Origin of the sequence: Sphingobacterium sp. GVS05A, from assembly GCF_019969845.1 — a bacterium.
Classification (GTDB): Bacteria; Bacteroidota; Bacteroidia; order Sphingobacteriales; family Sphingobacteriaceae; genus Sphingobacterium.
In genome coordinates, this window is sequence record NZ_JAHXYR010000008.1 from 128,975 (window position 1) to 143,359 (window position 14,385).

Sequence of the window (14,385 nt, forward strand, 5' to 3'; positions counted from 1 at the left end):
GACATCAATTTTCACTAAACACTCCATGGGATTATTTGATTTTTTTAAGAAAAAACCACAAACACAAGAAGAAGAACAAGCCTTAGATAAAGGTTTGGAAAAAACAAAAGAAGGATTTCTTTCCAAGATAACGAAAGCTGTAGTCGGTAAATCGACTGTGGATGACGATGTGCTTGATAATCTGGAAGAGGTTTTGGTTACTTCTGATGTAGGGGTTACAACGACTTTAAAAATCATCGACCGTATACAGGCGCGTGTTGCCAGAGATAAATATGTGTCCACTTCGGAGCTGAACAATTTACTGAAAGAAGAAATTCAGACATTACTGGCAGAGAATAATAGCTCAGATTTTGAAAACTTTAATTACGGAGATCATAAACCTTATGTAATTATGGTTGTCGGGGTGAACGGTGTTGGCAAGACCACCACAATAGGTAAACTTGCCCATCAACTTAAACAGGGGGGAAGTAGAGTGGTTTTGGGTGCGGCGGATACGTTTCGTGCGGCTGCTGTAGATCAGCTTAAACTCTGGGGTGAACGTGTTGATGTGCGCGTTGTTGCACAGGCAATGGGTTCAGATCCCGCTTCGGTAGCCTATGATACCATTAAATCTGCTGTAGCGAATGGTGAAGATGTCTGTATTATTGACACTGCTGGCCGTCTACATAATAAGGTTGGTTTAATGAATGAATTGACCAAAATTAAAAATGTCATGCAAAAAGTTGTTCCCGGCGCTCCGCATGAAATCTTATTGGTCTTAGATGCTTCGACAGGTCAGAATGCTATAGAACAATGTACGCAATTTACACAAGCGACAGATGTAAATGCTTTGGCACTGACAAAATTGGATGGAACAGCCAAAGGCGGTGTCGTTATCGGGATATCCGATCAGTTCAAAATCCCTGTGAAATACATCGGTGTGGGCGAGAAAATAGGCGATCTCCAATTATTTAATAAAAAGGAGTTTGTAGATTCCCTTTTCAAATAGAATACTAAAACAATTGTCAGAAATAAGGCTTTCATTCTTTCCCGGGAATGATTAATAATCAGCTTTTTTTCTTGACAAACCCTTCTAATCATATGAAGACAAAATATACGAAATCTGTCCCTTTGATCAATAAACCACGTGTGAACGTGGTTACTTTGGGCTGTTCGAAAAATATTCACGATAGTGAAGTGCTGATGGGCCAGTTAAAAGGTAATCAGATGGAGGTAGTCCATGAAGCCTCAAATATACAGGAGAACGATATTGTTGTCATTAATACCTGTGGTTTTATTGACAACGCCAAACAGGAATCCATTGATGCAATTTTGCAATATTCGGAATTAAAGGATCAAGGTAAGATCAATAAGGTGATTGTTACCGGATGTCTATCGGAGCGTTATAAACCCGAATTGCAGGCTGAAATTCCGAGTGTGGATGCATATTTTGGCACAAATGATTTGCCTGATTTACTAACCGCTATCGGAGCAGACTATCGTCATGAATTATTAGGCGAACGTCTATTGACGACTCCTTCACACTTTTCTTATTTTAAGATCGCGGAAGGTTGTAATCGCCCATGTTCATTCTGTGCAATACCTTTAATGCGTGGAAAGCATGTTTCCAAATCAATTGATGATTTGGTTAAAGAAGCTAAATTTTTGGCTTCAAACGGTACCAAGGAGCTGATTTTAATTGCTCAGGATTTGACCTATTATGGACTTGATATCTACGGTAAACGTAATCTTTCTGATTTGATGCGCCATTTATCAGATGTTGATGGTATCGATTGGATCCGTTTACAGTATGCTTATCCTTCTGGTTTTCCTATGGATATTTTGGATGCAATGAATGAGCGTTCAAATATTTGTAATTATCTGGATATGCCATTGCAGCATATCTCCGACCCGATGTTGAAGTCTATGCGTAGAGGGACGACCAAACAAAAGCAGATTGATCTTGTCAATGCCATTCGCGACAAAGTACCGAATATCGCATTGCGAACAACATTAATCTGTGGATATCCAGACGAGACCGAACAAGATTTTCAGGAGATGTTGGAATGGGTAGAGGAAACCCGTTTTGACCGTTTGGGCTGTTTTACTTATTCACATGAAGAGAAGACGCATGCACATACCTTGGTGGATAATGTTCCACAGGAAGTAAAAGAAGAACGTGTTGAGGCTATTATGGAGGTTCAACAGGGTATTTCTTATGAGATCAATCAATCAAAAATAGGTAATACCTATAAAGTGCTGGTGGATCGTGTGGACGGAGATTATTTTATCGGACGGACAGAATATGATTCCCCAGAAGTGGACAATGAGGTGCTGATTTCGGCAGCTGATTCCTATGCACGGATCGGAGATTTTGTTCAGGTAAAAATAGATCGTGCAGAGGATTTTGATCTCTATGGCGAAATTGTCAGGAAATAATACTTGATTGATCTGTGCAGATCATGAAATAATATACAGAGGAGCCTCCCAGATATGGGGCGGCTCTTTTTTTGAAATAGCTTTTTTTATTTGATTTGTACTTTTTCATTGAGGTATTAATGAGCTCGCTACGCCCAGTTTATTGGTCAGAAAGAACCTTCCTTCGATTTTCATCGTTGTTGGTGCTTGTGAAAACATGAAGGTTTCAGTTGGACATTTGTCAATAGAATGATATAATTTAAAAGTGGAATGAGCTTTTTATTAAAAATCAGTATTTTGTCTGCTCAAACTAAATACATTTGTATATCGTACAATAAGCATATATGAAAGCAACTTATATCGAATATAGTGAGACAAATAGTTTCTCCAAAACATTGCTGGCCTACCTGGCTCATGACGAGGCGCTGAAACCGTTTGTTGGACACTGGCCTACATTTGACGGTTTTGAGAAGCAATTGCACGAAAAAAGGCATTTTGGCCACCGCACAATTCTTGTGGAGCGCCTAAAAGCTCAATATGCGACTTTGTTGCAGGATTCTCCCACCGTAGCCGAAAATATAGATTTGTTGTTGCAGGAGAATACCTATACGATTACCACAGGTCATCAACTGAATATCTTTACAGGGCCATTATACTTTATATTTAAGATTCTGACAGCGATACGTCTGTCAGAAGACCTACGGGCCAAATATCCGGAGAAAAACTTTATCCCGGTATATTGGATGGCGACTGAGGACCATGATTTTGAAGAAATTAATCATACCAAGGTCTACGGAAAGAAAATCGCATGGGAGACACCTACCGTATCCGCTACAGGACGTATGGATACCGCCTCCATTGTCGATGCAGTAAAGCAATACACCAATATCCTTGGTCTTTCAGACAATTCTGCTAAGCTTACAAGTATTGTAGAGCAAGCTTATCTGAAACACAAAAGGTTGGCAGATGCGACGCGTTATATGGTGAACGAACTTTTTAAATCCTATGGTCTTTTGATTATTGATGCAGATGATAAAGAACTGAAGGAATTATTTAAGCCGATTATCAAAACGGATATTTTATCCGAAAATAGTTTTAAGGCCATCACAGACAGATCGAAAGAACTGGAAGCGAAAGGTTTTTCTACACAGGTACATGCTCGGGAGATCAATTTCTTCTATCTGACCGATGATTTTAGAGAACGCTTGGTTCTGGCTGCAGACGGCCGATATGAGGTTCTGCATCAAAATATATATTTTACCAAGGAAGAGCTGGAAAGAGAAATAGATGCCCATCCTGAACGTTTTAGTCCAAATGTGGTAATGCGCCCAATGTATCAGGAAATTATCCTTCCTAATTTAGCTTATATTGGTGGTGGTGCTGAGATGGTCTATTGGATGCAACTAAAATCTAATTTTGATCAGTATCAAATAGATTTCCCTATCTTAATTCCGCGAAATTCAGCCATGATTACCGAAGATAATGTGGCCGCCAAGCTTTTCCGGGTCGATCTAACCTTCAAAAGCATTTTTCGCTCTGCAGAGGTTTTGAAGAAAGAGTATGTTCGTCGTCATACCAAGGAAAGATTGAATCTTAATGATGAATGGATGGAACTGAATGCGATCTTCGGAAAGATAAGGTTACGTACACACAAAATTGATCCTAGTCTAGGACCCAGCACCGAAGCGATAAAAGCTCGCCTGAAAAAGGCGATGAACAACCTAGAAAAAAAGTTGATGAAAGCCGAAAAACGAAACCATCAGCATGCATTGGCAGATATCGACAATGTAAAAGAAAAGCTCTTTCCCGGGGGAGGGCTACAAGAGCGATCTGAAAACTTTGCCTTGTTGTATGTAAAATATGGGGATAACCTTTTTAGAGATCTTTATAAATATTTTAATCCCTTGGATTTCAAATTTACAATCTTATATTAAAAGTCAGTAAAATACTGACTTTTTTTATGAATATTAGGCAAGCCGGATGATGAAACTTAGCTTTAATTTGCGTGATTTTCGTTTTATTCGGAATAGGCCTATCGTTCCCTATCTTTTATTTTTGCTTCGTTATTTTTTTATATAGTGTTTTATGATGCTTTGTTTATGATTTCATAATATTTCGTTTAGCTTCTGTTAATACTATCAGAGTAGTTTTGTTGCCGTATTACAATCAATAACTAAATGAAAGAAATATTACTTACGACTTGTGCCATTGCGATAGGAACAGGTTTGTATGCCCAAACGACCCAAGCTGGATTTTCCGGAAAGATTACGGACGAAAATAACAAAGGGGTTCATGGAGCGTCAGTAGAGGTTCGTAACGAATCTACAGGTTTTACCACCAAAACATCGACCAACGCCAATGGCGATTTCAATTTTAAGGAACTTCCACTAGGGGGACCATATATTATCAAAGTTACCTTTATTGGTTATGGCGAACAAATTCGCTCTGGCTTCACATTAAATCAAGGTGATGTTATTCGACTGAATATTCCTATTCAAAATGCATCCAACGTATTGGAAACGGTTGAACTCACGGGAATAAGTACGTTGAAAAATAAAATTGAGAACCTTGGTGCTGCAACTGCAGTGACAGCCCGAGATATCGCAAAGCTACCCGTCAATGGTCGTAATTTTACGTCTTTAATGGATTTATCTCCATTGAGCAAAGGCGATAATATTGGTGGTCAGCTTGGATCTTCTACCAATTTTACGATTGATGGTATGAATGCGAAAAACCCAACTTCGGCAGGGTCAACAACAAGTCGGAGTGGCGCCCCATTTTCAATCTCCATAGAAGCTGTCCGTGAATTTAAGGTCGTGACAAATCAGTATGATGTAACCTATGGCAGGGCGGGAGGGGGAACCGTCAGTGCTGTGACAAAACAAGGGACAAATAAAACCCAAGGTAGCGCGTGGTTATATTCTCGTGCCGACTGGTTGTCCAGCCCATATGATATCCGAGGAAATAAGCGAAGCAATGATTTTTCAACTTATCAATATGGCTTTACTTTAGGTGGTCCGATTATAAAAGATAAACTGCACTATTTTGTTGCTTGGGATCATCAGCAGGACTCCCGTCCTTTGATTATTGCGGATATCAACTCTGAAGCCGATGAAAAAAGATTCAATGTGACAAATGCGACGTTGGATGAGTTTGTCAATATTGGACGGAAAAAGTATGGATTGGGTAATGAACGTCAATATGGTGCTTTTGATAAAAAGAGAGGTTCTGACGCGATTTTCGGCCGTATTGACTGGCAGATCAATGATAAAAACTTGTTGACAATCCGCAATAATTTTACGAGCGATAACAATAAATTGGGGCTGCAGGACAATAAGCCAATTACGTTATATGAATCCTATGGAAATGACAAAAATATTGACAATAGTTTATTGGCAACATTACGTACAACTATTTCCCCTAAGGTAACCAATGAATTGAAAGTACAACATCTCTATACCTATCAGAAGAGTAGTCCAGGAGACCTTTTACCTAGTCAAAATATTCCCCGTGCAATTGTAGAAGATGCAGTTTCCAAGGTTGCTGGAGAAGATAAGAAGACGACATTGCAATTGGGTGGTCATCGTTTTGCGCAGGAATCCTTTAAAAATAACGTATTTCAGCTTGTTGATAATATCTATTACAGTACCGATAATATTAATTACACCTTTGGCGTGGACTTGATGTATACGCACGCAAACTCTATTTATGGAAGTGAGGTCAATGGCCGCTTTCACTTTAGACCGAGTGATGGAAAGACAGCCATGCAAAACTTTGACGAGATGAAGCCATACGCTTACTATCGTGAAGTTCCATTGGTCAATGACCCTGCAGTAGCCGGTAAGATATTCAATGCTGGTGTGTACGGGCAATTACAAACTAAATTAGCACAAGGATTGGATTTGGTAGCTGGATTGCGACTGGATTATGGTCATTATCCAACCTCTCCATTAAACGAAGAATTGTTAAAAGAGGTCGGAGTACGTACAGATCATAAACTGAAGTCTTTCGTTATCCAGCCTCGTTTTCAAATGACATGGGATGTAAACGAAGAACGTAAAGATTTCTTCCGAGTGGGGGGAGGTATATTTGCTTCGGATATCAATAACTATATGACGATCAATAACCTTACTTTCGATGGTAAGCACTTTGCTACTGTTGATGTTCGTGGGGCTGATGTACCGACACCGAATTTTATTGACTACCGAAAAGATCCTTCTTTAGCGCCTACTTTGGCCCAGTTCCAAGTACCGACCATCAATACTTATGGTCCAGATGCCAAGATTCCAGTTGTATATAAAGCCAATGTATCTTATACACACTTTTTTACAGAAAAATTAAAAGCGAGCGTTTCGGGATATATGAATTTAGGACGCAATAACTATATGTACGTAGATCGAAATATGGTACAGGATCCTTTCTTTAGATTGGCTAATGAGGATAATAGAGGTGTATTTGTCCCAGCAACATCTATCGTAGACGGTGCTCCGGATTGGAAAAAAGGACGTATTTCTGATAAGTTTGGCCGCGTTCTGGAATTGAATTCTGAAGGAAAAGTTAATCAATTTGCTGTCGTATTGGATGCCAGTTATCAATATTATAAAGATGGATCTATCTCGGTTAGCTATACCTGGAATGATGCGAAAGACAATACCTCCTTCAACGGAAATGTAGCTAATACAGCAACTTTATCTTTGGCTGTGAAAGATGATCCGCGCGATTTGAGTAAGATGAGCTATTCGAACAATCAATTCCGCAATAAGATTGTGATCTATGGTACGTTGCCAACATTTTACGGTGTTAGTGTGGGGGTACGCTATTCTGGTATTGGCGGTACACGTTATAGTTTATTGGCGGGAGGAAATATTAATGGAGACTTTGTTGCTGGAGACAATGATCTGGCCTTTATCTTTGACCCCAATAATCCCAATACGTCAAAACAACTGGTTACTGGCTTAAACAATCTGTTGAATAATCCCGAGGCGAGTCAAAGTCTTAAAGATTATATCAAAAAATACCAGGGTAAAATGGCCGAACGTAATGGAGGAGTAAATGGTTTCTATGGTTTGATTGACTTACGGATTGCTAAGAAATTCAATTTGTATAAGAACCATGCATTGGAAATATCGGGAGATCTTTTCAACGTGGGCAATCTCTTCAAGAAAACTTGGGGTATCAATGAATCTTTAGGTAACCAGAATTTATATGCTTTAGGTGGAAAAGATGCTGCTGGAGAGAAGCTGATCCCTTTTGATGTTACGAAACAGCAGTTTAATTATAATGTGAACAATTCAGGGATAGTTACTCCTTCAGGTAATCCCTATCAATTTCAGCTAGGATTACGCTATTCTTTTTAGCTAATAAACAAAAATGGTTATATTAAAAACCGATTTTAGCACCTAAGTCAAAATAAGCCTTTGATTAGCAAGGTGAATATTGTAAAGTGGACGAAGGACCAAATTCATTATGGATTTGGTCTTTCTTTATTTTATCTTGGAAATTTGATTATCTATGGAAGTGATGAATGCCTAAGCATTCATCACTTTTTCCTTTGGAAGGAATACCTCAGCCATCATATGACGGACACTACCACCGCCACAGGTTTCAATGACATGTAAATCCTGATGGATAATTTTGCCGTGTTTTTCCAATTGTGCCGTTTGGTACAGTGTTAATGATGACAATGCTTTATCACTTAGGACAATAAAACGATTTCCATATTTATTTCTCACCTGAAGGCAGTTTGCTGCAAAATTTTCCAGTTGGTTTTCATTGATCTCGATGATTTCCTTACCAGTGTCTTTTAATTTCTTTAGTAGTGCCTCACGCTCAGATGGATTATCAATTGCAGTCGGGCATAAAATTGCAAAATCTTCTCCCACAGCCAATACCACATTGGTATGGTAGATAGGTCTGCGTTCGCCATTGACTGTCTGAAATGCATGAAAGACAATAGGAGTGTAGTTTTCAGTTTTACAATATTCATCTAACATTGTCCGGTCCGCTCGTTCAGACAGGGCACAATAAGCAATGCGATGTGTACGATCTAGTACAAGAGCACCTGTTCCTTCTAAATATTGTCGATTATTTTCGGACTCGCTGAGGTCTTTAATCAACTTTACATAATAACCGTTTTGCTTCAACGGCCCCTCAAAGTCCAATAAATGCTCTTTTCGGCGGTTGGGGGCAAACATCGGATAAAAAATAATTTTGCCATCCTGATGGAAAGAGACAATATTGTTCGGAAATATACTGTCTGGGCTTTCAGATTTTTCATCGTCCTGAATGACGGTCACTAAAATACCATGTGATTTCAATTCATTGACAAGAGCATCAAATTCACCTTGTGCTTCTCTATTTACTTCTTCGCCGCTTAGATTTTCAATGTCCTTTTGGAAAAAATTATTGACTGCGGTCTGTTCGTTTTTGCGGAAGACAGAGGGTCTTACTAGAAGTACGCTGTCTGTTACCTGTTTTCTCATGATTTATAATCGTTACTTCGCTGGTTTATATTTGTTAAAAAGAAATGATAATCTTACTTGTATGAGCCCTATTGTAGGAAAGAGAAAATACCTGTTCTCAATATTTTTGAGCGAATCAGCGTATTCCAGAATCTGCGTGACATTCGTTCTGAATAATTTCGTTGTGTCAGCAATCAATTACAATTGGTACTTATACTAATGTATTGAAAAATCAGCGCCATTGCAAAAAGAATATCTTTAAAAAGAAAAAATGATGGTTGAAAAATAGTAGCATAATCTTTTGTTTTTTGTCATTGTGTCAATCTTTTTTCGGATTGATTGGTATATTTTTAATATGAAAAGCTGTTGGTTGTCTTTATTTGAATTTTAATGTAGTGAGGACAATCGATTGCACATTCGCTTGTACTGAAAACTGACTTTTTATACACTTTTTTGCTTCGTTTTCAGTCATTTATTTTGCTATCTTTGCTCATCCAAAAAACGACTGTTTATAAGAGAGTTAATTACCTAATTATTATGTCGCTAACTGTCTATAAGCGTTAACTTTTTGCACACATGAGCAATATACACTTCCAAGAAAAATTCGAAAGTCGCCACAATGGCCCAAGTCCAGTTGAAGCGAATGAAATGTTGGCCAAATTGGGCGTATCGTCAATTGACCAGCTAATTGACCAAACGGTCCCTTCTCAAATCCGCGCTCCAAAACCTTTAAATCTTCCAAAAGCATTGTCTGAGGTTGCTTATTTAAAGCGGATAGCGGAAATCGCAGAGAAAAATAAAGTTTTTAAATCTTTTATTGGTCAGGGTTACTATGATGTGATCCTTCCAGGTGTTATTCAACGTAATGTGTTTGAAAACCCAGGATGGTATACACAATATACACCTTACCAAGCAGAAATTGCACAAGGTCGTTTACAGGCGCTGTTAAACTTCCAGACCGTTATTTCTGATTTTACTGGATTGGAAATTGCAAACGCTTCATTGTTGGATGAAGCTACAGCTGCTGCTGAAGCGATGTTTATGCTTTATTCAGCACGTAAAAACAAAGATGCAAATGTATTCTTGGTTTCTGAAAATGCTTATCCACAGACGATCGACGTGTTAAAGACGCGTGCGCTTTCTTTCGGTATCGAGCTGAAAATTACAGCTATTCAAGAATCAGAGTTGACAGATGATGTTTTTGCTGCATTTGTACAATACCCCGCGGCGGACGGATCAATCATTGATTACAAATCATTTGCTGACGCTGCACACGGTAAAAATATTACAGTATGTGCGGCTGCAGATCTAATGAGTTTAGCCTTGTTGACTCCTCCAGGAGAATGGGGGGCAGATGTTGTTGTTGGTAACTCACAACGTTTTGGTGTACCAATGGGATTTGGTGGTCCTCATGCCGCATTCTTCGCTACACGTGATAGCTTCAAACGCAATATTCCCGGACGTATTATAGGTGTAACTTCTGATTCGAATGGAAAGTACGCTTTACGTATGGCTTTACAAACTCGTGAGCAACATATCCGTCGTGATAAAGCATCTTCTAATATCTGTACAGCGCAAGCTTTATTGGCTATCATGGCCTCTTTCTACGCTGTTTACCATGGTCCAGAAGGAATCAAAAATATTGCATCCCGTATCAATGCTTTAGCAAATTTATTGGATCAAGCTTTACAGTCTTTGGGTTATACTCAATTGAATAACGCTTACTTTGATACTCTACGTGTAGATTTAGGTGGGCACGCTGGCGCTTTAAAATCTGAAGCGTTGAACAATGAATTGAACTTCTACTACAATGGTTCACAAGTTTCTATCGCTATTGATGAAACAACAACCTATGAGGATATCAAAACGATCGTAAAAGTGTTTGCAAAAATTCAAGGCAAAACATTGAACGATGTAGATTTCGATACGCTAGAGGAAAACTTGAGCTCTTCGATTCCTGCGGAATTGATTCGTACTTCAGCTTACTTAACTCATCCAAACTTTAATAGCTACCATTCTGAACATGAAATGTTACGCTATATTAAATCGTTGGAAGCGAAAGATTTATCATTGTGTCATTCTATGATACCATTGGGTTCATGTACAATGAAGCTGAATGCGACAGCTGAAATGACTCCAGTTACCTGGGCGAGATTTGGTGGATTACATCCATTTGCACCAACAGATCAAACTTCTGGTTACATGCAGATGATCGGTGAATTGAACGATTGGTTATCAGAGATCACAGGTTTTGCTAAAATGAGCTTCCAGCCTAATTCAGGAGCGCAAGGTGAATATGCAGGTCTAATGGTTATCCGTGCTTATCATGAGAGCCGCGGCGATCATGGTCGTAACATCTGTTTGATTCCAGCTTCTGCACACGGTACAAACCCTGCATCGGCTTCAATGGCTGGTCTGAAAGTGGTGGTAGTGAAATGTGATGAGCTTGGAAATATTGATATCCCAGATTTAAGAGCAAAAGCAGAAGAACATGCTGCTCACCTGAACTCTTTAATGGTAACTTACCCATCTACACATGGTGTATTTGAGGAATCTATCATTGAAGTTTGTGAAATCATTCACGCCAATGGTGGTCAGGTATATATGGATGGAGCAAACATGAATGCACAGGTAGGTTTGACTAGTCCGGGCCATATTGGTGCTGACGTTTGTCACTTAAACTTGCATAAAACGTTCTGTATTCCACATGGTGGTGGTGGTCCAGGTATGGGGCCGATCGGTGTTGCTAAACACTTGGTGCCTTTCTTGCCAAACCATCAAGTTGTTTCTACTTCAGGAGAAGAAGGAATTACTGCTGTTTCGGCAGCACCATTTGGCTCAGCATCAATCTTGATTATCTCCCACGCTTATATTTCGATGATGGGTGGTGAAGGGTTGACTAACGCTACACGCACAGCAATATTGAATGCAAACTATATTAAAGCACGTTTGGAGAATGCCTACCCAGTACTTTATTCTGGTAGCAATGGTCGTTGTGCGCATGAGATGATCTTAGATTGCCGTGGATTCAAAAATGTAGGTATCGAAGTTGCTGATATCGCAAAACGTTTGATGGACTACGGTTTCCATGCACCAACAGTTTCTTTCCCTGTTGCGGGAACATTGATGGTCGAACCAACAGAGTCTGAATCTAAAGCTGAATTGGATCGTTTCTGTGATGCATTAGTTGCCATTCGTCGGGAGATTGCTGCGGTTGAATCTGGCGAAGTAGAACAAGCAAATAACGTATTGAAGCATGCTCCACATACAGCAGCAGTCGTTACTGCAGATGAGTGGGATAGACCTTACAGTCGTCAAACTGCGGCTTATCCGTTGGAGTACGTAAGAGAGCGTAAGTTTTGGCCTTCTGTAGGTCGTGTAAACGACTCTCAGGGAGACCGTACATTGATCTGCTCATGTCCGTCTATCGAAGAATATGCTGAGGCGTAATAGTCTTAAAAATAATATCCTTAAAGCCTCTCCACATCGGAGGGGCTTTTATTTTTACTGAGAATTTGGAAAAGGTCATTATATTGTTGTTATACAAAATGTACTGGCTGTTCGTGTGAGACCACACGAGCTTATTTGCAGGAGTCTGGACAATATTTAAGGCTTTTAAATGAAGCCTTTATAAACCAAAAGGATAGGCACAGAAAAGAATGGAAGTATGAGGATTCCCAAACATTCTTGAATAAGTTCGGAAAAACGAATAGGGCTATTTTACTGCTATATTTTAAATAGTTGCGCCTATTAAATCATTTTTTTATCTTTCTAACGTTTTATCTAAAAAACTGATAATCATGAAAAGACAATTGAGCGTAATGTCCCTATTATTGGGTGCAGCTATTTTGATCACAAGTTGCGGTAATCGCAACGAATCCAAGGATGGTGCAGCAGATGATAATGAAACAAGTGCGGGAATCTCGGATGTGGTTAAAGGGGTATCTAATCTAGATAACCTGACTGACGGTGCAAAGAAAATGGAAGAACTTCAGACCAAACTAAAATCTGAAAAACCATTGAGTTCGGACGAATTAAAAGCATTTCTCCCAGAAAGTTTAGACGGTTTGAAAAGAACATCTTATTCTGCCGGCTCAATGTATGGTGTCAGTGTTGTTTCTGGCGACGCAACGTATACTGTCGATGATCAAAAGGACATTAAAATAAGCATTATTGATGGTGCGGGTGAAACTGCTTCCGCTATTGTTAGTCTTGCTCAAATGGGTTTTATGGTTGATTCAGAAAATATTACTGATACAGAAGTAGAGAAAACGGGTGATTTTGAAGGAAAGCGTGCAAAAACAACCGATAATAAAGGTGTAGAAGGTTCGACACCAAAGAGTTCAGAAATCAGTTACCTTGAAAAAGATCGTTATTTGATCACACTAAGAGGCAATGGGTATAGTTTAGATGAGCTGAAGGCATTCATGGGTAAATTGAATGTAAGCGCTTTAAAATAAAATATCGATACGTTACATCGATCTCAAAAAGTCCAGCTATTCCGTCTGGACTTTTTGATGATCAGCTATTCATGTGCGGCTAATCACTCGAAAACAATTGGCAATTTCATTGGAGCCTCCTCTGAAAAGGAAGATTATTGTATCATTTTAGGGTACAATCACACCGATATCCTATTTTGGAAGTATATTTGTGTTGAAACATTTCGATATGAGGATAACATCACGATTCAATCTTTTTATTATTGCAGCATTGATCACATCTTGTGCTGGCAATAAATATGCTAAGACCGAAAAGGTATATAAAAACCAAGCAAAAGAGTTTTCTAAGCTGTATCGCCAGTCTCCTGTATCTGGGCAGTTGGAGAAAGTCAATGTCAAAGATCAGCAGTGGATCGCCTCCATCAATTTCGGTATCCGAAAGCCTAATTTTGTGGTCATTCATCATACAGCTCAAGATTCGTTAGGACAGACAATCCGTACGTTTCACTCTGCGAAAGCCGGAGTAAGTTCACATTATGTTGTGGGGCGGGATGGTAAGGTAGTACAGATGGTGAATGATCTATACCGGGCACATCATGCTGGTCTGGGTAAGTGGGGAAATGATACTGATCTGAACTCTTCGTCGATAGGTATCGAGTTGGATAATAATGGGACGACAGACCCCTGGACGGATGCACAGATAAATGCGTTGGTTCAGCTGCTGAACTATTTGAAAAATACCTATAAGATTCCACAGGCAAATTTTATCGGACATATGGATCTGGCACCTTCGCGTAAAAATGACCCATCACGATTCCCTTGGAAAAAATTGGCAGATCAGGGATTTGGCTATTGGTATGAGGAATTTTTAGAAACGCCGCCAACCGATTTTAATCCAAAAATGGCTTTGCGTATTATTGGCTATGATGTCCGTAATCTGGATGCAGCCATAAAGGCTTTTAAAATTCACTATATTCAACAAGATGTGAATACCGCATTTTTGAATGAAAACGATCTAAAGATTATGTATTCCATTTATAAAAAATACTTATAGTGGTTTCTTGATCAGTATAAAATGAGGGGAGCAA

8 protein-coding genes are annotated in these 14,385 nt (G+C 39.2%); 7 read left to right on the top strand and 1 reads right to left on the bottom strand.

All coding sequences use genetic code 11. The features are described 5' to 3' along the window. Window positions 1-25 precede the first annotated feature (25 nt). The 4 genes from ftsY (at window position 26) to LC454_RS19535 (ending at window position 7,754) form a co-directional block, all read left to right on the top strand. Window positions 26-988 carry a signal recognition particle-docking protein FtsY gene (gene ftsY, locus LC454_RS19520; RefSeq protein WP_223584085.1) on the top strand — a complete coding sequence of 321 codons (963 nt, stop codon included), beginning with the start codon at window positions 26-28 and terminating at the stop codon, window positions 986-988. Between the two features lie 92 nt (window positions 989-1,080). Next, on the top strand, window positions 1,081-2,418 hold the full coding sequence (rimO, locus tag LC454_RS19525) for a 30S ribosomal protein S12 methylthiotransferase RimO (RefSeq protein WP_223584086.1): 1,338 nt from the start codon (window positions 1,081-1,083) through the stop codon (window positions 2,416-2,418). Window positions 2,419-2,741: 323 nt separating this feature from the next. Then, on the top strand, window positions 2,742-4,331 hold the full coding sequence (gene bshC / locus LC454_RS19530) for a bacillithiol biosynthesis cysteine-adding enzyme BshC (RefSeq protein ID WP_223584087.1): 1,590 nt from the start codon (window positions 2,742-2,744) through the stop codon (window positions 4,329-4,331). A gap of 243 nt (window positions 4,332-4,574) precedes the next feature. Continuing rightward, the gene (locus tag LC454_RS19535; protein WP_223584088.1) at window positions 4,575-7,754 is read left to right on the top strand and encodes a TonB-dependent receptor; all 3,180 of its coding nucleotides are present in this window, start codon (window positions 4,575-4,577) and stop codon (window positions 7,752-7,754) included. A 171-nt stretch (window positions 7,755-7,925) separates the two neighbouring features. On the opposite strand, the gene ctlX is transcribed toward LC454_RS19535, so the two are convergent. Further along, entirely contained in the window at window positions 7,926-8,879 is a 954-nt protein-coding gene (gene ctlX, locus LC454_RS19540) for a citrulline utilization hydrolase CtlX (protein ID WP_223584089.1), read from the bottom strand. A gap of 555 nt (window positions 8,880-9,434) precedes the next feature. Here ctlX and gcvP point away from each other — a divergent pair. From gcvP to LC454_RS19555, 3 genes are all read left to right on the top strand, one after another. Further along, window positions 9,435-12,308, top strand: coding sequence for an aminomethyl-transferring glycine dehydrogenase (gcvP, locus tag LC454_RS19545; protein WP_223584090.1), 2,874 nt, complete (start codon window positions 9,435-9,437; stop codon window positions 12,306-12,308). A gap of 350 nt (window positions 12,309-12,658) precedes the next feature. Continuing rightward, window positions 12,659-13,318 carry a hypothetical protein gene (locus tag LC454_RS19550; protein ID WP_223584091.1) on the top strand — a complete coding sequence of 220 codons (660 nt, stop codon included), beginning with the start codon at window positions 12,659-12,661 and terminating at the stop codon, window positions 13,316-13,318. 208 nt (window positions 13,319-13,526) lie between these two features. Next, window positions 13,527-14,351, top strand: coding sequence for an N-acetylmuramoyl-L-alanine amidase (locus tag LC454_RS19555; RefSeq protein WP_223584092.1), 825 nt, complete (start codon window positions 13,527-13,529; stop codon window positions 14,349-14,351). Window positions 14,352-14,385 lie beyond the last annotated feature (34 nt).